This window comes from Chitinophaga eiseniae (assembly GCF_012641265.1).
GTDB lineage: Bacteria > Bacteroidota > Bacteroidia > Chitinophagales > Chitinophagaceae > Chitinophaga > Chitinophaga eiseniae_A.
This window is the reverse complement of the sequence record NZ_JABAHZ010000002.1, coordinates 1046948-1070036: the sequence shown is the minus strand read 5'-3', so window position 1 is coordinate 1070036 and position 23089 is coordinate 1046948. Positions and strand designations below refer to the sequence as shown.

17 protein-coding genes are annotated in these 23089 nt (G+C 45.8%); 13 read left to right on the top strand and 4 right to left on the bottom strand.

Features of this window, described 5'->3' with window-relative positions:
• Positions 1–29: 29 nt before the first annotated feature.
• On the bottom strand, positions 30–419 hold the full coding sequence (locus HGH91_RS12040) for a winged helix-turn-helix transcriptional regulator (RefSeq protein WP_168738669.1): 390 nt from the start codon (positions 417–419) through the stop codon (positions 30–32).
• A gap of 114 nt (positions 420–533) precedes the next feature.
• Here HGH91_RS12040 and HGH91_RS12035 point away from each other — a divergent pair, with 114 nt between their 5' ends.
• From HGH91_RS12035 to HGH91_RS12010, 6 genes are all read left to right on the top strand, one after another.
• Positions 534–1547: a zinc-dependent alcohol dehydrogenase family protein gene (locus HGH91_RS12035; RefSeq protein WP_168738668.1), complete on the top strand. Its 1014-nt coding sequence runs from the start codon at positions 534–536 to the stop codon at positions 1545–1547.
• A gap of 211 nt (positions 1548–1758) precedes the next feature.
• A complete protein-coding gene (locus HGH91_RS12030; protein ID WP_168738667.1) occupies positions 1759–3150 on the top strand; it encodes a cytochrome ubiquinol oxidase subunit I in 1392 nt (463 codons plus the stop codon).
• A gap of 4 nt (positions 3151–3154) precedes the next feature.
• A complete protein-coding gene (cydB, locus tag HGH91_RS12025) occupies positions 3155–4189 on the top strand; it encodes a cytochrome d ubiquinol oxidase subunit II (protein WP_168738666.1) in 1035 nt (344 codons plus the stop codon).
• Between the two features lie 299 nt (positions 4190–4488).
• On the top strand, positions 4489–5460 hold the full coding sequence (locus tag HGH91_RS12020; RefSeq protein WP_168738665.1) for a helix-turn-helix transcriptional regulator: 972 nt from the start codon (positions 4489–4491) through the stop codon (positions 5458–5460).
• Between the two features lie 74 nt (positions 5461–5534).
• Entirely contained in the window at positions 5535–6566 is a 1032-nt protein-coding gene (locus tag HGH91_RS12015; RefSeq protein ID WP_168738664.1) for a DJ-1/PfpI family protein, read from the top strand.
• A 71-nt stretch (positions 6567–6637) separates the two neighbouring features.
• Positions 6638–7309: a GyrI-like domain-containing protein gene (locus HGH91_RS12010; RefSeq protein WP_247651716.1), complete on the top strand. Its 672-nt coding sequence runs from the start codon at positions 6638–6640 to the stop codon at positions 7307–7309.
• Positions 7310–7331: 22 nt separating this feature from the next.
• Here the strand turns inward: HGH91_RS12010 and rnc are convergent, their stop codons facing one another.
• From rnc to HGH91_RS11995, 3 genes are read right to left on the bottom strand one after another with little or no spacing between them, the layout of a single operon-like run.
• Positions 7332–8051 carry a ribonuclease III gene (gene rnc, locus HGH91_RS12005; protein ID WP_317166155.1) on the bottom strand — a complete coding sequence of 240 codons (720 nt, stop codon included), beginning with the start codon at positions 8049–8051 and terminating at the stop codon, positions 7332–7334.
• Positions 8052–8061: 10 nt separating this feature from the next.
• Positions 8062–9315: a beta-ketoacyl-ACP synthase II gene (gene fabF / locus HGH91_RS12000; protein ID WP_145663216.1), complete on the bottom strand. Its 1254-nt coding sequence runs from the start codon at positions 9313–9315 to the stop codon at positions 8062–8064.
• A gap of 23 nt (positions 9316–9338) precedes the next feature.
• Complete coding sequence (locus tag HGH91_RS11995) at positions 9339–9575, bottom strand: acyl carrier protein (protein WP_012788038.1); 237 nt, start codon at positions 9573–9575, stop codon at positions 9339–9341.
• 484 nt (positions 9576–10059) lie between these two features.
• Between HGH91_RS11995 and HGH91_RS11990 the strand changes: the two genes are divergently transcribed.
• From HGH91_RS11990 to HGH91_RS11960, 7 genes are all read left to right on the top strand, one after another.
• Positions 10060–11145, top strand: a complete 1086-nt coding sequence (locus tag HGH91_RS11990; protein WP_168738663.1) for an efflux RND transporter periplasmic adaptor subunit — start codon at positions 10060–10062, stop codon at positions 11143–11145.
• A gap of 88 nt (positions 11146–11233) precedes the next feature.
• The gene (locus HGH91_RS11985; protein ID WP_168738662.1) at positions 11234–14359 is read left to right on the top strand and encodes an efflux RND transporter permease subunit; all 3126 of its coding nucleotides are present in this window, start codon (positions 11234–11236) and stop codon (positions 14357–14359) included.
• A 38-nt stretch (positions 14360–14397) separates the two neighbouring features.
• Positions 14398–15729 carry a TolC family protein gene (locus HGH91_RS11980; RefSeq protein WP_168738661.1) on the top strand — a complete coding sequence of 444 codons (1332 nt, stop codon included), beginning with the start codon at positions 14398–14400 and terminating at the stop codon, positions 15727–15729.
• Positions 15730–15923: 194 nt separating this feature from the next.
• Entirely contained in the window at positions 15924–16514 is a 591-nt protein-coding gene (locus HGH91_RS11975) for a family 16 glycoside hydrolase (RefSeq protein WP_168738660.1), read from the top strand.
• A 1165-nt stretch (positions 16515–17679) separates the two neighbouring features.
• Positions 17680–19503, top strand: coding sequence for a type VI secretion system Vgr family protein (locus tag HGH91_RS11970; protein ID WP_211092267.1), 1824 nt, complete (start codon positions 17680–17682; stop codon positions 19501–19503).
• A gap of 12 nt (positions 19504–19515) precedes the next feature.
• Positions 19516–19704 (top strand): hypothetical protein, encoded by a 189-nt coding sequence (locus HGH91_RS11965; protein WP_168738658.1) that lies wholly within the window; start codon positions 19516–19518, stop codon positions 19702–19704.
• 35 nt (positions 19705–19739) lie between these two features.
• On the top strand, positions 19740–23036 hold the full coding sequence (locus HGH91_RS11960; RefSeq protein WP_168738657.1) for a PAAR-like protein: 3297 nt from the start codon (positions 19740–19742) through the stop codon (positions 23034–23036).
• Positions 23037–23089: the final 53 nt, after the last annotated feature.

Below are 23089 nucleotides of genomic sequence, written 5' to 3'. Positions count from 1 at the left end.
TCCCTGCTTCATTTAACGGAATATCCTATTTATTCCCTGGTTTCGATAACCAGGGAACTCAGCTCCGGCTGGCATGCATACAGCGATGGCATCCCCATTTGTTTCCGGCCCCATTCGCTCAGCAGGATAATAAACGGTAACAGTTCCCTGCCCGTATCAGTAAGCTGATATTCCACGCGGGGTGGCACTTCCAGGTACACGTGCCTTGTAATGAGTTCATCCTGCTCCAGTTCCCGCAATACCTGTGTGAGCATTTTAGGCGTAATACCGGTCAACGAACGGCGTAATTCACCATATCTCTTTACACCTCCCCGCAGGTGATAAATGACTCTTCCTTTATGCTTGCCTCCAATACGCTGGAAAGCATAATCAACTGCACAAACCGTATCCGCCTCATTATTTTTTTGAACTTTCTTCATTTTTTTTGCATTGATTATCAGCATTAGTATACATTTAGTATCTACATTCCCAAATGGTGCATACTTGTCTAAAGTAAAGTTAACCCTCAATTTTGTGGAAGAAAAATTATTCTCATGAAAGCGATCCAACAAATAGCATTCGGACTCGAAAGTTTACAACTTACTGATCTTCCCACACCTACACCTGCTGCCAACGAAGTATTGGTAAAAATAGAAGCCGTGGCGCTCAACTATCTCGATGTGGCGCTGGCGACCGGTACTTATAGTAAAGAGCTGCCGCTGCCCCGCATTCCTACTTCCGATGGCGCCGGCATCGTTGCTGCCGTTGGCGATAAGGTGAGCAAATGGCAACCAGGCGACCGGGTCATGATACAATATAACCAGCTGTGGCAGCGTGGTTTGGCTACACCGGCTACCAATCATATCAGAACAGGTGTTAGTACACCAGGATTACTCGCGGAGTATGCCGTTATCCCTGAATATGCGCTGGTACGCACACCTGCTAATTTAACCAGTGCAGAAGCAGCTACGTTGCCGGTAGCAGGTGTTACTGCCTGGACAGGACTGATGAGTTATGCTAACATTCAGCCGGGTCAAACTGTGCTCACACAGGGCACTGGCGGCGTTTCCCTTTTTGCCTTGCAAATAGCACTGGCAGCGGGTGCCCGCGTAATAGCCACCAGCAGTAATCCCGCTAAACTGGAAAAATTGAAACAATTAGGCGCCCATGAAGTTATCGACTATAAACAACATCCCAACTGGCATGAAGAAGTAAGCCGGCTTACTAACGGCGAGGGGGTACACGCTACACTCGATATTGCCGGCGCCGCCACCATCGTCAATTCTGTGAAATCAGCAGGCTACAACGGCTTTGTAGGCCTGGTAGGATTTATTGCCGGCGCGCAACTCCCGCTGGATTTGTTTACCATAGTAGGTAACTATATCCGGTTACAGGGTTACTCTGTGGGTAGCGTACAAAGTTTCGAAGCGCTTGCAGCCGCCGTAGCTTTAAACAATATTCACCCGGTAATAGATCGTATATTCCCTGTAAGTGAAGTCCAGGAAGCATTCCGGCATATGGGCAGCGGTAATTATTTCGGGAAGGTAGTCATTGACATGAATGCCTGATCCATACATATAAACGTCCTGCACTACGGCAGGACGTTATATCAAGTAAACCATTACACTAAAATTATTGTTTCAAGATAGTAAAAACGGGGCGATAAACAGGTTATTTCCTTGTTAAGGTGATCATAACATTATATTTTTATCAATACATGACAAACATCAGTTTCATGGATATCTTCACCTGCTACCTTTGCATCAATAATTCAAGATTATGCCATCCGTAGAAATACTATCCAGGATACAGTTTGCTTTTACCATTGCCTTTCACTACATCTATCCTCCGCTGAGCATAGGGCTGGGGCTATGTTTGGTGATCATGGAAGGACTTTATCTCAAAACAGGTTTAGCGGTATATAAAGATATTACCCGCTTCTGGATCAAGATATTTGCATTGATTTTTGGTATTGGCGTGGCTACCGGTATTGTGATGGAGTTTGAGTTTGGTACTAACTGGGCTACTTACTCCCATTATGTGGGCGATATTTTTGGTAGCGCCCTGGCGGCGGAAGGGATCTTCGCCTTTGCGATGGAATCGGCCTTCCTGGGGGTATTACTTTTCGGATGGAACCGGGTACATAAAGGCGTCCATTATTTTTCGACCTGTATGGTGGCGCTGGGTTCTATCTTTTCAGCACTGTGGATTGTGATTGCCAACTCCTGGCAACAAACACCGGCTGGCTTTCGCATCGAAGGCCACGACCTGGGCGCCCGTGCGGTGGTGACCGACTTCTGGGTCATGGTGTTAAATCCTTCTTCTGTAGACCGTTTTTCGCATGTAATTATAGGCGCTTTCCTCGCAGGGTCCTTTCTCGTGATGAGTGTGGGCGCCTGGTATATATTAAAACAGCGTGCTGTTACCCACGCGCAGGCCATGTTTAAAGTGGGTTTGAGCGTAGCGGTGATTGCCGCGCTGCTGCAGCTTTTCACGGGTCATCGTTCTGCGCATTATGTCAGCAAATACCAACGTGCTAAGCTGGCGGCCATGGAAGGGCATTACGATAGTTCCGCGGTAGCGCCTATGTATATTGTGGGATGGGTAGATAATAAAAATGAGCAAACTACCGGTATCAAAATTCCCGGCGGACTTTCTTTCCTCACGCATGGCAGCTTTTCCGCACCGGTGGAAGGTTTGCGCGCTACGCCCAAAGAAGACAGGCCCGGCGCCGTGAATTTTGTTTTCCAGATGTACCATATGATGATCACCATCGGTATCACGCTTATAGGACTTACACTGCTGGCTGTTTTCCTGCTATGGAAAAAGAAACTCTTCCAGCAACGCTGGCTGATGGTCATTTTTGCCTGGGCCGTATTGTTACCGCAAATAGCCAACCAGGTAGGATGGTATGCGGCGGAAGTAGGCCGTCAACCCTGGGTAGTATACAAACTGCTCCGTACCTCGGATGCTTTATCCCGCAAGGTAACAGCCGACCAGGTCATGTTTTCCCTGATCTTATTTACGTTGGTATATGTGCTGTTGTTTACCCTTTTCATCTATTTGCTGACCAGGAAAATACAGCATGGGCCCGATATCTCCGAAAATGCGGAAATAGAATACGATGGCTATTACCACGATAATATTACTTACCACCCTACTAAATTATAATTGTATGGAAACAATACTCGGATTGGATTTACCTACCTGGTGGTTTTTAGTGATTGGAGGATTGATTACCGGGTACGGCGTTTTAGATGGTTTTGACCTCGGAGCAGGCGCTTTACACTTATTTTTTAAGAAAGAAGAAAGTCGCCGCCTGGTGTTGAACGCGATAGGCCCGGTATGGGATGGTAACGAGGTATGGCTGGTGATAGCAGGAGGGGCGCTGTTTGCGGGCTTCCCGCTGGTATATGGCGTATTATTATCTACCTTTTATATACCCTTTATGCTGTTCCTGGTAGCACTTATTTTCCGTGCTATTTCCATCGAATTCAGAAGTAAAGAACCCTGGCTATGGTGGCGCAAAATGTGGGATATCAGCTATACGGTGTCCAGTACGGGGATTACGCTCTTGCTGGGATTGGTGCTGGGCAACCTGATACATGGCCTGCCCATGAATAAAGACCATGAGTTTACCGGCAACCTGCTTACTTTCTTCAACCCTTATGCGATACTGATTGCATTCACCACCTTGTCGTTGTTCATGCTTCACGGGTCTATTTACCTGGTGATGAAAACGGAAAACAGGCTTTATACCCGGCTCACAATCATTGTTAACAACTGTAGTAAATTCTTTATACTCTGTTTCATTCTAACGTCGATGGCTACCCTGATTTATGTGCCTCATATGACGCATCAGTTTAAATCACATCCCAGCTTATTTCTGCTGCCTATGCTGGCGGTGCTGATAGTGTTGAATATTAAGAGAAATGTAGATGCCCGTAAATATTATACCGCTTTTGCGTATTCCTGTATCATTACCGCTTGTCTGCTGATCCTGTTTGCCGTTGGATTATACCCTAACATCGTGATATCTACCACCGATCCGGCTTATAGCATCAGCATCTATGCCGCTGCTTCTTCTGTAAAATCGTTGAAAATTATGCTGTTGATCGCCGCAATAGGCACCCCCATGGTGGTTGGATATACTACTTTCCTGTTCTGGACTTTCAGGGGTAAGGTTAAGTTAAATGAGATGAGCTACTAAGCGAACGCTGCAATTATTAAAAATCTTTGCAACTTCGCTTCTCTGCGTGCACAATGGTCCTAAAAAAACAGGTCCCCGCAAGAAATTGCAGGGACTTACCATTTAACCTATATTCTGTACTGTAGCATTGAATTGATATCTCCCGAAACTCGCCTGTGTCATTTTCTCGCTTTCACGCCTTCATCGGGAGGTGTTGTATATTTAAGACCGTTAACTTTCAATAAAGTTTAACCGGTTTAAAAAATTTTCTAAAAATAATTTTGGGCGACCGAAATTCGTAGCCACAACTTACCGCTTCCATGAACCGCATCGACCGTCTAACTGCCATTCTGATCCAATTACAAGGGAAAAAAATAGTAAAAGCAGCGGAAATAGCTGACCGTTTCAATATCAGCCTGAGAACAGTATACAGAGATGTAAAGGCCCTTCAGGAGGCCGGTGTGCCCATTGGCGCGGAAGCCGGTACCGGCTACTATATTGTGGACGGGTACCATCTGCCCCCCGTGATGTTCTCCAAAGAAGAAGCCGCCGCCCTGCTGACCGGGGAGAAGCTGATGGAACAATTTAGCGACCACAGCAACAAAAAGCAGTTTAGCCTGGCCATGGAAAAGATACGTTCCGTACTCCGGGGATCGGAAAAAGACTACCTGGAGTCGCTGGACGAAAATATAGCCGTACTCCGCTACCAGCCTGGTTCTTTGGTCAATGTAGACGGGGACGAGTTCCCCAACCGCTTTTTGTCCGATATCCAGCAGGCGCTCGGTCTGAACCAGGTGATTAATATGGAATACTTTTCCATCCAGGACGAGGTGGCCACCCGCCGGGAGGTAGAACCCATCGGCATTTTTCATATGAGCCATAAATGGCACCTGATCGCCTTTTGCCGGCTCCGGCAGGGATACCGCGACTTCCGGTTAGACCGCATCCGTAAACTCAGCCTGCTCAATAGCCACTATGAAAAAGGGAAACACCCCTCGTTACAGGGCTACCTGGAGCAGCAACATAGTAATCATAAGCAGGAAGCCCACCTGGTAAAACTTCGCTTCAACAATGACGTCATGCGGCATATCCGTGATCAGAAATACTATTTTGGACTGATGGAAGAAACGGTAAAAGGCGATTTCACTGAATTAACCTTCCTCACCGGCTCCCTGGGCTACTTCTCCCGCTGGCTGGTCATGTTTGGCAACCAGGTAACTGTATTGGAACCGCTGGAGTTGAAAACCGCTACGGCAACCCTTGTAGCAGAACTCCATCAACATTATTTTTAAACCCGGTATAACTACTGACATAAGGTTGTCACCAGCCCTTCTTTGCTTTGTATTGTCATTAAACACAATACTATATGAAGAAGCTGACCAATTGTTATGTATTTCTTTTCGATGGCTATTCCGATTGGGAACCTGCCCTTACCATGTATGGCATTGGCTGCTTTACAGATATTAACCTGGTAACCTTTTCATTGACCGGCGAGGTGGTTACCTCGGGAGGCAAACTGCCGGTGCAGCCACAATGCAGCCTGGAACAAGCCATAGCAGCTGATATTGACCTGCTTATCCTGCCGGGTGGCGCGCCCATGGAACAAGGCGCCAATACGGAAGTGTTGCCACTGGTACAACAACTACTGGCACAACAAAAAACAGTGGCCGCCATCTGCGGCGCCACAGCGCTATTGGCCCAACATGGCTTTCTCGACAACATCCCCCATACCAGCAATCACCCGGAAGTATTGAAGATGCTGGCGCCGGCTTATAAAGGGCAAGCCAGCTATCAGCAAAGCGCGGCTGTAGATGGCGGACAAATCATTACCGCCCCGGGTACCGCCATGGTGGCTTTTGCAAAGGCTATTTTCAACCACTTTGATTTACTGGAAAAGGAACAACTAAAATTTTGGTTCGGCTTCTTTGACGCCGGTAATAATACCCTGGAGATGGAAACCGCTTCGTCCTTCCATTTCTTCTATCGTCGCTACCAGACCAACTTAGCCGGCATGATGCAGCTGGTGCGTACCGCCATCAAAACGGTATATGAAGCAGCGATTACGTCGGGACTGGAAGTATGTGGCGGCGCGCAATGGCACTACCACAATTTCGATGGACAGCCGGATACAGTATTCACCCTCGATATTGGCCTGCCCGTTACGGGTGTTCAACCAGTACCGGCTCCCTGGGTATGCGAAACTATTCCGCCATTCCGCTGCGTAAGCCTGCAGCATCATGGCGCCTGGGAACAACTGGGCAACACTTACGGAGAGCTGATCAACGGCTTACAAATGCTGGGAACACCAATGACCGGGTATACCCGCGAACAGTACCTCCGCTACAATTTCGAACAACCCGCACAAAACATTACCAACGTACAAATCGGGATAGTATAGCAACAGCCATACCCCGGGAAGCAGACTACAGCCACTTTCCGGGGATATATGGCCCCCTAATTTTTACTCCCATGAAACGATATACCTGGCTGGGATGGCTGCTCATCACATCATTTATACTTGACCAATATCTCATGACAATGAAACAGGATTTAACCAAAACTTTTAAACAGTACTACACTGCTACCAGTGAACCGGCCCTGGCCACCATGGAAAAAGGGCTTTTTCTAACCATCACTGGCCAGGGCGACCCCAACGGCGCCGGGTTTGCCGATGCTACCGCCGCATTATATTCGGTGGCATACGGTATAAAGTTCAACAGCAAACAAAAAGGGCACGACTTCACCGTCAGCAAGCTGGAAGGCTTCTGGTGGGTAGACGATGTAACCACAGATCCCTTAAAAGTACCGAGGGATCAATGGCATTATGAACTGGCTATCCGGATTCCTGATGAAATTACCCGCCAGCAGTTCTCCGAAGCGTTGTTAGGAGCTGAGAAAAAGAAGAAATCTTCCGAAATCCGCAAAGTTGATTATAAAGAAATAGCTGAAGGACTTTGTGTACAATTGCTACACACGGGGGCTTACAGCGAGGAACCAGCCTCTTTGAAAAAGATGGATGATTTTATGCACCAGCATGGATTGAAGATGAATGGGCGGCACCATGAAATTTATCTTTCCGATTTCCGGAAAACAGCGCCGGAAAAACTGAAAACGATATTAAGGCATCCCGTAAGTCGTTAGTAGCATAAGAAGGGGAGAGGAATTAATCGCCAAGTCCCAGTTGTATAATGGCTTGCTGGGCAGCAATCTGGCTGGCATCTTTTTTATTGAAGGCTTTTCCGCTGCAGATCAGTTCTCCATCTACCACGGCGCCAACAGTAAAAATGCGGCGGCCATTATCCATTTGTTCCTCGAGTAATTCAAACTCGAGGCTTTTCCCATTTTTGTTGGCCCAGCCGTATAGTTTGTTTTTATGGTTCATTTCCACGGTTTCCAGCAGTTCCATATCGATGTAGGGCAGGATAATCCGTTTGTGTACGAACTGTTGGGTTTTGTTATACCCACGATCCAGGTAAACAGCTCCTACCAGGGCTTCCAGGGTATTTCCAAATATCTGGCTGATTTTGAGAAAGCTGTTGTATTTGTCGTAGATGGTGAGCTTGCGCAATCCCATCTTGATGGCGATGTCATTTAACTGTTGCCGGTTAACGATCTTGGAGCGCATCTCTGTTAAGTACCCTTCTGTTTTGTAGGGATATTTTTTAAAGAGGTAGTCTCCTACGATAGCGCCGAGAATGGCGTCACCGAGGTATTCCAGCCTTTCGTTGCTTTCCAGGAATTTTTCTTTACTGGAACGATGGCTCAGGGCCACTTCATAGAGGGCAAAATTACCGGGGGGAAATCCCAGCAGGTTGTGCAGCTCTTTATATAAGTGCCGTTTTTTGGAAACAAGTCGATATAAAAAACCTGGCAGTAAATTCACACAATCAAGATCAAGGAACAAATTTTTTGAAAATAACGGAGGCATTATGTCCACCAAAACCAAAGGTATTGGATAATGCGGCGTTTACTTCTCTCCTCTGTGCGATATTAAAAGTAAAATTCAGTTTCGGATCTAACTGCGGGTCGTCAGTAAAGTGGTTGATCGTAGGAGGAACTATGCTATCGATGATAGACATAATTACGGCTATAGATTCAACGGCGCCGGCGGCTCCGAGTAAGTGACCTGTCATGGATTTTGTGGAGCTGATATTCATTTTATAGGCATGCTCTTCAAAAACCCGCTGGATGGCTTTTACTTCGGCAATATCTCCCAATGGGGTGGAAGTACCGTGAACGTTGATATAATCGATTTCGCCTGGCTGCATCCCGGCATCTGCCAATGCATTGCGCATTACATTCAAAGCGCCTAATCCTTCCGGATGTGGAGCAGTGATATGGTATGCGTCTGCAGTAGCGCCGCCGCCTGCCAGTTCTGCATATATCCTGGCGCCTCTTTCCTGGGCATGTTCTAATGACTCCAGTACCAGGGCTCCTGCTCCTTCTCCCATAACAAAACCATCGCGGTCGAGATCAAAGGGACGGGAAGCAGTTTTAGGATCGTCGTTTCTTTCAGATAAAGCCTTCATGGCATTAAAGCCACCTACGCAAGGCTCGTTGATTACATTTTCTGATCCTCCGGTAATAACCATATCAGTTTTACCGTAACGGATGCTGTACATTGCTTCTATAATAGCATTAGTAGCAGATGCACAGGCAGATACAACAGAAAAATTAGGCCCTCTGAAACCATGGCGGATAGAAATATACCCCGCCGCGATATCCAGTATAAGCCTCGGAATCAAGAATGGACTAAAACGGGGTGTACCGTCCCCTGTATGGAATTCCCGCAGCTCATGGCTAAAGTTGATCATACCACCTACACCGGTCCCCCATATCACACCCACCCGATCAGCATTGATCTTGTCTTTGTTGATATTGGCGTCCAGTATCGCCTGATCTGCGGCAATAACGGCCGTTTGTGTAAAGGGGTCCATCTTACGGGCCTCCTTCTTATCCAGATAGTTAGCAGGATCAAAATTCTTCAGTTCGCAAGCAAAACGGGTTTTGAACTTGGAAGCGTCAAATTGCTTGATAAAATCTGCGCCGGATACACCGTTCGTCAATCCGTGCCAAAAATCAGCCACGGAATTGCCGAGCGGTGTAAGAGCGCCTAAACCTGTAACGACAACTCGTCTTGGTTGCATTAAAACAATTCTGATTAGTAGGATTATTTTACATGTTCTTCCAGGTAAGCAACTGCCTGGCCAACAGTAGTAATAGTTTCAGCTTGTTCGTCAGGAATGGAGATGTTGAATTCTTTTTCGAATTCCATAATCAGTTCTACCGTATCCAAAGAGTCAGCGCCTAAGTCGTTGGTGAAGGAGGCTTCAGGAGTTACCTCGGCTTCGTCAACGCCCAATTTGTCAATGATGATCTTTTTAACTCTTGATGCAATGTCTGACATAATTTTAAGTGTTTTTGGTTTAAAACTTGACTGCAAAAATATAATTTTTATTGAATTGCCAACAGATAGCCCGAATTTTAAAGGTCATTCAAACAGCGCAATCCCGCCAAACTCAGTACAGTAAACATATTCATAGCTTTGTTAATAAAAGAATTTATATATTTTTGATACTGGTATGTTTACAGATTTGCATATTTCCACACAAAAGTCGCCTTTTTAAGGACAAATAAGACAATCCCCCTTCACCAAAATCTGTAAATCTTTAAATATCTCCACTCAACCGCCTTTTTAGCCACTTATCTAAACCCTTAACGCTAATTAACAGTTGCCGGGTGCATTCAGCCCCCTCAATGCTTAAATTTGTCCGGCTTGTGAGAGACTTCCCCACCGTGGAATACTATACGGTAGCTAAAAGTCACCGCTCGCCATTAATATTAAGCTATAGATCAACAGCTAAACGCTGCTAAAACACATATAAAAAGATATGGCCATCACCAAAAAGACCGTTCGCTCCATCCTTTTACTGGCTGCAGCTGGCATCGTCATCTTCTTCGTTTATAAGAAAATTGCGGGCAACAAGGCTGCTGCCGACCCAACCGCAGCTTCCGCTAAAGGAGCCGCCGGTGCCAGGTCATTGCTCACCGACGCCTGGGTGGTGAAAATATCCAAACTCGACCAGGCCATTGAGGCAAGCGGTACCTTACAAAGCAATGAAGAAGTAGAAGTGAAACCGGAAATCAACGGCCGTATCATACACCTATACTTTAAAGAAGGTACCCCCGTGAAAAAAGGGGATATGCTGGTTAAATTATATGATGAAGACCTGAAAGCCCAACTCCAGAAACTGAAATTACAGCAACAACTGGCTAAAACCACCCTGGAACGCCAGGAAAACCTGCTCAAAATAAATGGTATCAGCCAACAGGATGTAGACGTAACCCGCAACCAGGTAGGCGCCTACCAGGCCGACATGGACTATACCCAAACCCAGCTGCAGAAAACAGAGCTACGCGCTCCCTTCAGTGGCAAACTGGGTCTGCGCAACGTCAGCGAAGGCGCCATCGTATCCTCTGCTACCGTTATCACCACCCTCCAACAGATAGATCCACTCAAAATGGACTTCTCCGTGGCCGAAAAATACCGCAACGCCATTAAAAACGGCGACCAGGTAAATTTCTATGTTGCAGGAGACAATAATGAATATAAAGGCAGCATCTATGCTATAGACCCGAAAATTGACCTGACCACCCGCACCGTAAGACTACGTGCCATCGTTCCTAATAATAATGGAGTACTGTTCCCGGGGTCTTTCGCCAAAGTAAAAATTATACTCAAAAATATGCCGGATGCCATGATGATCCCCTCCCAGGCAGTAATCCCAGGCACCCGCGATAAAAAAGTAATCGTAGCAGATAGCGGCAAAGCCAAATTTGTGACCGTGGAAACAGGCCTCCGTACCGAAAGCAGCGTACAAATCACCAACGGTCTGCAAGCCGGCGATACCGTTATCACCACCGGCATCCTCCAGCTGAAACCAGGTATGCCGCTGAAGTATAATAAGATACAGTAACCATTTTCTTATCCGGCAGCAGGCCCGCGGCGGAACCTATCTCCCCCGATTACCTGCCAACGGAAAAAGAACACCGAAAATATTTGCCATGAGTTTACCTTCTTTATCACTCAAACGCCCGGTATTTGCTATCGTGATGAATATCATTATCGTGATATTCGGAATGGTGGGCTTTACCTTCCTGGGCGTGAGAGACTTTCCGGCGATAGACCCGCCTATCGTTAACGTACGCACCTCCTATGCAGGCGCCAACTCGGATATCATCGAAACACAGATCACCGAACCACTGGAAAAACAAATCAATGGTATTGCAGGGATCAAAAATATATCTTCCAGCAGCAGCCAGGGAAGCAGTAATATCACCGTGGAGTTTGAACTGGGACAAGACCTGGAAGGCGCTACCAACGATGTGCGCGACAAAGTATCCCAGGCCCTCCGCAGCCTGCCCCCGGATATTGATGCCCCTCCGGTAGTATCCAAGCAAGACGCCAACTCCGACGCTATCATCTCTATGACAGTGCAGAGCAATACCCGCAACCAATTGGAAGTAACGGAATATGGCACCAACGTACTCCTGGAAAAACTCCAAACCATTCCCGGCGTGAGCGCCATCCAGATATGGGGAGAAAAACGCTATGCCATGCGCATCTGGATGGACCCGGCTAAATTGTCGTCCTATAGCCTCACCCCTGGCGACGTACAAGCTGCCCTGGCCCGCGAGAACGTGGAACTGCCCTCCGGTAAAATTGCCGGTAACGCCACCGACTTCACCGTGCGCACCTTTGGTCGACTGGTATCGGAAGACGACTTTAATAACCTCATCATCAAAAATATTAACGGCAGCGAAATACGTATCCGCGACATTGGCCAGGCTGTACTGGGACCGGAAAACGAAGAAACCATGCTGAAAGAATCCGGTATCCCGATGATTGCACTGGCACTCATCCCTCAACCCGGATCCAACTACGTGGCCATCGCAGATGAATTCTATAAACGGTATAACCAGCTGAAAAAAGATATTCCCGACGACTACACCGTGAATATCGCCATGGACAATACCCGCTTCATCAAAAAATCGATCGATGAAGTAGAAGAAACCCTGATCATTGCCCTCGTACTGGTAATTATCATCGTATACCTGTTCTTCCGCGACTGGCTCATGGCCCTCCGCCCATTGATAGATATCCCGGTATCTCTTATCGGCGCCTTCTTCATCATGTATGCCTGCGGGTTTACTATCAACATCCTCACCCTGCTGGCCATCGTACTCGCTACCGGCCTGGTGGTGGATGACGGTATCGTGGTAACGGAAAATATCTATAAAAAGATAGAAGCCGGCATGCCCCGTATGCGCGCAGCACGGGAAGGATCAGAAGAAATCTTCTTCGCGGTAATTGCTACGTCTATCACCCTGGCCTTTGTATTCTTACCGATTATCTTCCTCCAGGGATTTGTGGGACAATTATTCCGTGAATTTGGCATCGTGGTGGCTGGTGCGGTAATTATCTCTGCCTTTGTATCACTTACGCTAACGCCCGTACTAAACGTAAAGCTGGGTCGTAAAACGCATACCCATTCCTGGTTCTATACCAAAACAGAACCGTTCTTCCGCTGGATGGAAGAAGGTTATAAAAGTTCCCTGGAATCGTTTATGCATATCCGTTGGGTGGCAGGACTCATTATTGCCGCGTGCCTGGTGATGATCTATTTCCTGTTTAAAACACTACCATCAGAACTGGCGCCGCTGGAAGACCGCAGCACTTTCCGCCTCTCCATCACCACGCCGGAAGGTACTGCCTATGACTATATGGACACTTATGTAGATAAGCTCACCAAGTTCATGGCCGACTCTATCCCGGAAAAGAAAATCATTCTCAGCGTTACTTCCCCTGGCTTCAGCGGATCCGGTGCGGTAAATACCGCCTTTGCCAACGTAGTGCTCACCGAACCACAAGAGCGCCACCGTTCGCAAAAAGACATCGTGAACCTGGTAAACCGCAATATGAGCAGGTTTCCGGAAGGTAAAGTGTTTGCTATCGAGCAACAAACCATCCAGGTAGGACGCAGAAGCGGACTGCCAGTATCGTTTGTACTCGAACATATCAACTTCGATACCTTAACAGCCGTACTTCCTAAGTTTATGGAGGAAGTAAGCAACAGCCCGGTGTTCCAGGGCACCGACGTAGACCTGAAGTTTAATAAACCGGAACTGCGCATTCATATCAACCGCGATAAAGCCACCCAGCTGGGTGTGTCTGTACAGGATATTTCACAAACACTGCAATTGGCGCTGAGTAATCTCCGCTACGGTTATTTTATCAGGAACGGTAAACAGTACCAGGTAATGGGACAGGTATTCCGGGCAGATCGCGATGATCCAATGGACCTGCAAAACCTGTATGTGCGTAATTCCCGGGGCGAAGCCATACAGCTCGACAATGTGGTGAGTATTGAAGAAGAAACCAGTCCACCTATTATTTATCACTTTAACCGTTATAAATCGGCCACCATTTCTGCTGGCCTTGCCCCCGGCAAAACCATTGGTGATGGCCTGAAAGAGATGTACCGGATTTATGATAAACTACAGCGGGAGAATATATTGAACGACTCGTTCAACACCGCGCTTTCCGGCTCGTCCCGCGATTATGCAGAAAGCGGCTCCAATACCATGTTTGCGTTAGGTTTGGCCCTGGTGCTTATTTACCTGGTACTTGCCGCCCAGTTTGAAAGCTGGATAGATCCGTTAATCATTATGCTCACGGTGCCACTGGCATTTGCGGGGGCGCTGCTATCGCTATGGCTGTTTAATCAAACCTGGAATATCTTTTCACAGATTGGCGTAATCATGCTGATAGGCCTGGTAACGAAAAATGGTATCCTCATTGTAGAATTTGCCAACCACCAACGTGATAGCGGCATGAAAAAATCAGATGCCGTTATCAACGCCTCCTCGCTTCGATTACGCCCCATCCTGATGACGAGCCTGGCCATGGCACTGGGTGCGCTGCCCATTGCAATGTCGCTGGGAGCTGCCGCCACCAGCCGTATCCCGTTAGGGATTGTGATTGTGGGAGGTATCGTATTCTCACTGGTATTAACCTTATATGTTATCCCGGCGATGTATACTTTCTTCTCCCGCAGAGGCAATAAACGCCCTGATGAGGAAGAAGACGAAAACGAGACAGTTGTACCAGTCACTTCAGCACATGCCTAAACGCTATTGATTGCATGAACAAGATGAAGCTATTTATAATGATAAATCTAAAGAAGCAGTACTTATGTTTACTGCTGATCCTGATAAGTGCCACCGGCCTCAGGGCCCAGCAACAGATACTTACGCTGGAGCAGGCCATTGATGTGACACTCAAGAATAATTTTGATATCCGGTTGGCCAGGAATACTGCGGAACTATCTGCTAACGATTACGCCTACTCGAACTTTGCCTTTGCGCCCCGCCTGAATGCCACCGCCGGGACCACCTGGAATAGTACCGCCACCAAACAGGAATTCGTAAATGGTACCAAGAGAGATACCAGCGGCATCAGAGGCAATAATATCAGCGGTAACGTAACATTAAGCTGGACCTTGTTTGATGGTTTGAAAATGTTTGCTACACGCAATAAATTACAATCCATCCGCGACCTGGGAGAACTGGCCATCAAAAACCAGGTACAAAATTCCATTGCCACCATTATTAATGGCTATTATAACATTGTACAACAGAAACAACAGCTGAAAGCATTGGCAGAACAAATGTCGATTTCAGAAGAACGGGTAAAATTATCTGATGCTAAATTCAGCACTGGTCTTGCTCCTAAAACTGACTTACTGCAATCCAAGGTGGACCTGAATGCCCAAAAAGCACTGTATCTCCGCCAGCAAACACTGATAGAAGAAAGTAAAGGGTTGCTCAATCAACTCATGGCTGTTCCCGCCGGCGCTATCGGTTACGATGTAATAGATTCTATTCCCCTGAATAGTGGCTTGTCCTTTTCCGTGTTGCAGCAAAACATCGCTAATAATAATACCGCGATAAAAGTGCAACAGCAAAATGTGAATATATCGGCGCTCGCCATTAAAGAGCATCGCGCGGATTATTTCCCGGTAATATCATTCAATTCAGGCTACAACTATAACAGGAATACTTCCAATGCAGCCTCCAATGCGTTTAGTCCGAAATTCAACCGTAACGGTGTTTTCAACTATGGGCTCACCGCTGCCATACCTATCTTCAACGGGTTTAATGTAAAGAGACAGGTACAAAATGCGAAGATTGATTTCGATTTCCAGAACATCACCCTGGATAATATAAAATCCCAGGTAGACCTGTCACTCAACAACGCATTCAAAGACTACGAATACTATAAAAAGCAAGTTGTGCTGGAAGAAGAAACCAATGACCTGGCGCATGAAAATGCAATGGTAGCGCTTGAACGCTTTAAACAAGGCGTATCTACTATCCTGGAGGTGAAGATAGCACAACAGAGCCTAGAAGATTCATTCTACCGTTTAATCCAGGCGCGCTATAATGCCAAGCTGGCGGAAACACAGTTAGGCCTTTTAAACGGCGCATTATTGCAATAAAATACAATCCCCAACCTTTTTTAAAGCGGAGCGGTATCATTGGATGCCGCTTTTTTTTTTAACGGATGTACGGCGATGAACAGCGAGTGTATCGCAGGCGGACATATTATGAAAGATAAATTATAATATAGATTAATTATCAATAAGGCTTCTCACGGCATGATTTTATAAAAAGAACTGTAAACCTAATCATCATGTATCGTCATCTTAGTATCGCTGTAACGTGTCTTTTATTGCTTACCGGTACCTGTTTTGCTCAACAGCTCCGTTTAGTAAATCGTTCGCTGATAAAAGATTCCGTTATTCATCTCAATAAAGCGGACGGTCCGGGAGTAGCATGGATCAGCCAGCAGGAATTTTCAAACGGTATTATAGAGTTCGATGTAAAAGGAAAGAATGTGTTGCAGCAAAGCTTTGTAGGTCTTGCATTTCATGGCCAAAATGATACTACTTATGATGCTGTTTATTTTCGACCATTTAACTTCCAGGTACCGGAGCGGGGAAGAAGGGCGCATTCAGTGCAATACATTTCCCTCCCTAAATATGATTGGTTTACTTTAAGAGACCAATATCCCGGTAAATATGAAAATGAAATTGACACGGCTACCAACCCTGACAACTGGTTTCATGTTAAACTCGTCATTGAATTCCCCGAAATAACGGCTTATGTAAACGGGAATAAATGTTTATCCGTTACGCAGATTAGCAGCCTTAAAACCGGCATGGTGGGGTATTGGGTAGGCAATGGTTCTTCGGGGGAATGGAGAAATATATCCTTCAAATAAAATTGTTGATTGTTAATTTAGAAGTTAGGCTTTAAGGGCGTTGGTCCTTAAGGCCTTTTTACTGGCTTTAAGGACTAACGCAGCTTACCATATTGATTATACAGCCAGCGCAGGTTCTCCTCATCGCCTCCCGAGCCGACGGCACCTCGTATACATGCTCTATTACGCTACGGACATAGACTCCCGTGCCGATAATGCAACCGGCATCAACATACATCAATAGCTATCCTCACTGGTTGCAACACCAATGAAACCTCCTATAACCTCCTCCATTAGGCTGTGGACATACCTTTCCCCGCCGGCTATAACGCAAACGGCTATCTGTAGGACAGCTTACATTATAGCGGAGGCATAGCTTCCCAGGTCGGTTATGCTAACCAACAATCATAGCTGTCCCTCTAGGCCACAGGCCTGGTGATACCTAACCAGTTCTCCATATAACGATGACGCCTATCCCGCCAGGAAAGCGTATTGTTATACGAATATATAGTCATAGTGTATCCCTTACCCAAGACCAACTGGATGTTCAGCTACGCTTGAGTTTACAAACCGTATGAGATAACATGTTTTGTTTGCTACAGCTCCCCGAATGTATTCAATGCTCATCTAGTCAATAACTTCTTTCCCTTGGTCATCTTAATTTCCTTATTGCCAGTACAGCCTCCTAAGTATTAGAAAAATAATCAGCCTGCCACTGGGATCCTGACATTAGTCAGCATCCAATAGCATCAAAACTAAATTGCGCTAAAGCCTTAATTACAGCACAAATCAGCCTTTACCAATTACATTTACTAACAGATGGAAGCACGTTGCGATAACAGATTTGCTTACTTGATTTTGGTTTATCACAACAAATGAAGAGAATCGCTCTCAGAATATTTATCCAAAGTTAATTTTTTTTCAATAAAAAATTATGTTCGATAAAAATATTTATACAACTCCATACCAATACCAATGCACCTCCAAATACAATACGATACGGGAATTTAAAAGACGGCAACAAAACGTCATTGAAATAAATACAGTTTTTAAAATAATTTTTTTAGGTAGGATTCTTAATTATTTTTTCTCAATTCAAATTTATTACATAATTTTCAACCCGATTTATAACCTACCAAGGTTAACCCCGCCAAAAACCTTCCTGAAAAACTTCAAACCCCACGCCATGAGGCTAAATACGGTAACTACCATATCTATAGACAAAATGAAACTCAGACAATTTCAGTTTCTGCACTTGAAACAATCCATGGAAAAACATCATGAATTTGAATTAGGTATTGGATACGACTGGCTGTCGGTTTATGGTTCCAATCCGGTGACAGCTGGAAAATACTTACTTGGAAAGGAAGTGAGTATATGCATCCAGCCTGTTGAACCGGCAGGAAAATTCAACCCCTTGCTGTTTAATGGCGTTATCACCAATATCAGTGCAGGTAAAGAGCAGAGCGGAAATACCGGCGGCTGTATATTACAGGGCAATAGCCCCACCATCTTTCTATCAGGTAATCCACACACCCAATCATTCGAGCAGCTGGCCTTATCATCCATTGTTAACACCATTATCAAAAACTGTTACCCCTTTTCTGCTGAATGCCTGGTAAATCCCGTCTTTACCCACACGTTGAAATATGTGGTACAATACAAAGAGACCGGGTTTGACTTTCTCCATCGTATTTCGCAGCGATATGGAGAACACTTCTTCTACAATGGGCAACAAATTATATTTGGGAAATACAGATCTCAAAAAACAGATCTCACGCACCAAACAGACCTGGCGTCATTTCAGATCAATTGCAAAATCCTACCAGGCAACCAGTTGCTACAAGCCTATGAATACAGGCGTCCGCAGGTCATAGCGTCGGAGGTATTGCAGCAACCCGTTCAAAGTTCCAATAATTATACCCGGCACCTCCATGCCTTGAGTAAAAAGTTTTACCATCATACGGCTACCTATAATATCCCGTTTGCCTTCAGCAGCCATGCGGCCATGGAGCTCTCTTTGCTTACGCAACAATATCAGCAACGATTTCTTTCCCAAATGGTACTCCTCAACGGTGCCAGCACCAATACAGGGCTTCGGCTGGGCGATACCGTCAGCATACAGGAAACCTTACTCAGCAGGGAAGAATATGGCGAATTCCTATTGACGGCCATTGAGCACCATTGCAATGGAAATGGGGATTATTACAACGCTTTTGAAGGCATTCCCGCCGATCTGAATCCCGCTCTCAGAAAGCCGATCAACATGCCCCTCTGTGAGGCGCAAAGTGCAGTGGTAATCGACAACAACGATCCTAAAGGGCTGGGAAGGATACGCGTAAGATTCAACTGGCAGAAAGGCGGTACACCATGGATCAGGTTCCATCAACCCCATGGTGGCGTCAATAAAGGATTTTATTTTATCCCTGAAATAAATGAAGAGGTATGGGTAGACTTCGAAGGAGGAAATCCAGAGGCGCCATATGCCACAGGATGCGCCTATAATGGAGCTGCCAAAACAAATGAAGGAGACGACCAAAACAACATAAAAATAATTAAAACCCGTAGTGGCCATATTATACGATTGGATGACACCGATGGTAACGAAAATATCATCATATCCGACAAAGGTGGTAACACCCTCATCATGAATACAAAGGCCCAAAGCATCTCCCTGTCTGCTCCCGAAAGCATAAAAATCACAGCCCGCAACATTGGGATACAGGCTACCGAAAATATTGATATAAATGCCGGCATACACCAGCATCATACCGCTGGCATGAACATCCTCCATACAGCCGGCGATGGCATCAACCAATATGCGCTCAACGACTACCGCTTAACCGCCACGAACATTGTCAAAATAGCCCGGGAAAACATCCATGTACAAGCCCGGGAAATGGAAAAGAATGCAGAAGAAATAAACATCCATAGCACTAAAGAAGACATACATATTTCATCAGGGAAAACCGTCACTATTAAAAGTGCAGAGAAATCGATCATACACTAAAACATTAACCATATGAATAACAATTCCACAGGAAAACTGTCTATTATCTGTAAAAGATACACGGAAAACTGCAGAAGCATCCACTGGAATTCCAAAGGACCAGTGACGCTTTATGCCATCAAATCTATTGTTATCCACGGAAAACAAACCGGGATAAGGTTTATCAAAAACACTACTCCAACACAAACACGGGAAGCGTAACGCTTTCACCTATCATACACTTGTAAAACTATAAGATGGCTGACAAACATTTTGTAGTACAGGGAGCCGTATGCCAGTGCCAATTTGGTACTACCTGCAGTAAGCTCCAGGTGCTGAACACTAACGAATATATGAATGACCACTCCGGCAACACCAGGCCCGTTGCCAGCAGTAAAGAACTGGGGAACCCATTCATGCCGGCTACATTCGGACGTTGCAGTCTCACGCAAAACGCCTGTGTACCGGTCATTTCACAATGGCGGGATACTTTACCCCATGTAATACTGGCCAGCGATGGCAAAATACTCACGGAAAACAGCAAGGCATATTGCACCGTAGCCGGTACCCCCTGTATTAGTGTTGCTCATCATGGTCAAACGCCATCCCCAACGACAAAAGATACCGATGAAACTACCGTTGCATGTCATCCTACGGAAATGATAACGCCCATACCTTCAGATACTACCAACACTGCTACCATGACGGCGCAATCCTTCAATGATCAGCAAACTACAAAGCCATTATTTCCAGAACAAAAACCAACCGTACCATTTATTGTTAACCCCTTTGTTAACCATATCGTTAGACCCCGAACCTCCCTTAGTTTCCAGGCATCAGACATGATGTCCCCTGCTAAGCTGTCGCCTTCTTCTGCAGCTGCCACCCAATGGCACTTAAATGGTAAACAAGTGGGTATAGGTGCATCAATTATGCTTGATGGCCATACCCACTTTACCATTCCGGGGAAATACTGTATAACGGCACTAATAGACTTTCCTCCATCAAAACCGCAACAGGTCCGTAGGTATTTCGAAGTAAAAAACAATGAAATTCAGGCAATAAAAATCAATGGTTCCAACACCAACTGGATAGTAGGTAAACGCTATACACTAACAGCACAAACATTAATACCTTATGACGAAAATCTTGATGGTCCCATTATGTGGCAACCATATGGTGCAGGTCGCCATGTACAGGAAAACGCATTTGTATCTCACGAGGGGGCGTTTATGATTAGTGCCCGGTTAAAACAATCAGTACAAACACTGGAAATAAACGCAGTATATGCTACTGTCACCCGCTGGTGTTTTGTTGATCAGCAAAATATCTATAAACCACGGGCAGGGTGGCAGGAAAATATCTATATCACCATTGTCAGCCCCGAAGCAGGCAACGAATCGGTTACCCTGCATCTGCTACAAAGTACGCCAGCCAACCGGATCTGCCACGTAAAGGAAATTGGACAGGTGAAATTCGATGATACCGGTACGCTAAAAGTATCCGTCAATACCAAAAAGTTGAAGCCCATACTTACGGCGGCCGGCTTCCAATGGGATACCAGTAATTTACTATTCGCCATAGCGCAAACAGAAGACGGCATACAGTTTACAGGTATGAAAACTATTTACTGCCATGACAAAAAATACTGGTTCCCTCAAAAACAGCGACAGTTAAGAGGAGCAGAAATGGGGAAATATCTCCAGATAAAAGATGTGAGGGAAATAATATCTATACAGTTCTTCGACAGCCATCATGTACCGGCTTACAAGGTGTATCCATACGGAGAGAAAATCACGGTACACATACAAACCAACAATCTCTCGGAAGAAACCCTGCTGTTTGAAATATGGGAAAATAAGTTCCAGGAAGAAGATATATGCCATTGCCGTAAGGAAATCCGGGTAAATGATAGCGAAACCTGTGATGTACTGATTAACACGCTTTCTCTAAAAACAGGAAAATTCCTGGAGGAACAGTGTTATCGCAGTTTCTACGTTGCGGTAAAAATATCCGCTACCAATAAATACCTGTATCCCGCTGAAATAGCGGATAACAACCTGTTAAACCCCGGCAGCATTAGTTACTACCAGCACATAAAGCTATCCGACGGCCTCCATGGGTTACTAAATAAATTTGCCCGCGCCAATGCTCCGGTAGTCGTAGGAGAAGCATTGGGAGATGATGAGTCGCTGGAATGCCCCCGTTGTGAAGAAAATATCACCACTGCACAGCTGGAAAGAATATTCCCAAATGCCAGTAAAGCCCTGTTACTGCCCGTTGCAAACACCTACAATAAGTATATGCAATTGACAGGAATGAACTCCTGCTGGAACAAAGCGCACTTTTTCGCACAGATCATCGTTGAATGCGGTGGCAGTCTGAAAATAAAAGAAGGCGAAAATTTCAATTGGTATTGGGAAGACCTCCCCGGCAACTTTCGCGCTTTCAAAACCACTGAAGGACGCAAAAAGGCAAAGGAGTGGGGGCGCCCGGTGAAAAAACCCGCTCATCCAGGCGTTAGCCAACAAAATATGGAGAACATCGCTAATTATGCCTATGGTCCCGGATCTGCTAAAGGTAAATCACTGGGCAATACCATTGCCGGCGATGGCTGGAACTTCAGGGGACGAGGACTGATACAGATAACTGGCAGAGAAGCATATGCCTATGCCAACACCTACACGATAAAGGAACAAGCAGATGTGATAGCCCATCCCGATCTCGTAGCCAGCAACATGACAATTGCCACCCTATCAGCCATGGCGTTCTGGGTGTCAAAGGGGCTGCCCTTGATTGCCAATGGCAGCAGGAACGCTACAATCGCCGTCAGTCAACAGGTCGGCAAAGAAATCGTTGTTAACGGCAAAAGCAATCATAGCGAAAAACAACATGCTTTCGATAACGCTACGTCACTGGTATTCCATGTTCGCAGATGCCGTCATAAAACCATCAGCGATGAAATGGCGAACCGCTACTGTATCGATGCTGATACGTTCACCTACAAGCTGGTCCGGCGTAACCCGGTTAGCAACAAATACCAGTATGATGTATACGTTTCCCGCAACCTGGCTCATACTTATATACTCGAAAAAAATCGCTGTCACTTGCTGCCCTTCCCCGAAACCGGCCCTAACTGGGGCCGGTATGGTCAGCGGGACAAAGGCGGAGATAACTACATAGCCCCGGAAATAGCAGCGGCACTATTCGGCTTCTTCTATTCGCTTCCTAAAAACGGTTATAAAGACAAGCTATACTTCAATGATATTTCCGCAGCTGATAAAAGAAATATCGGGCATAAAGGACATATCGATGGGAATGACATAGACATCCGGTATCCCGGAAGCTCTAATAAGCTGGGAGAAGTGCTATGGAATGAGGCGATGAAGGCGCACGGATCGGAAAGAACATTCATTACTACACTTGAAAATATCCTATCAATCGCCAAGAAATGGAATTTTAGTAAAAACTATGCGTATAAAAAAGGTATAGAATATACAACTGGTCTTTCCACCAAAGTCCATCAGAATCATTTTCACTTAGGCATGAGATGAAAAAAATTATTTCTATGAAACGGCTTCTAAACAAATTTATCATTGCGCTAATA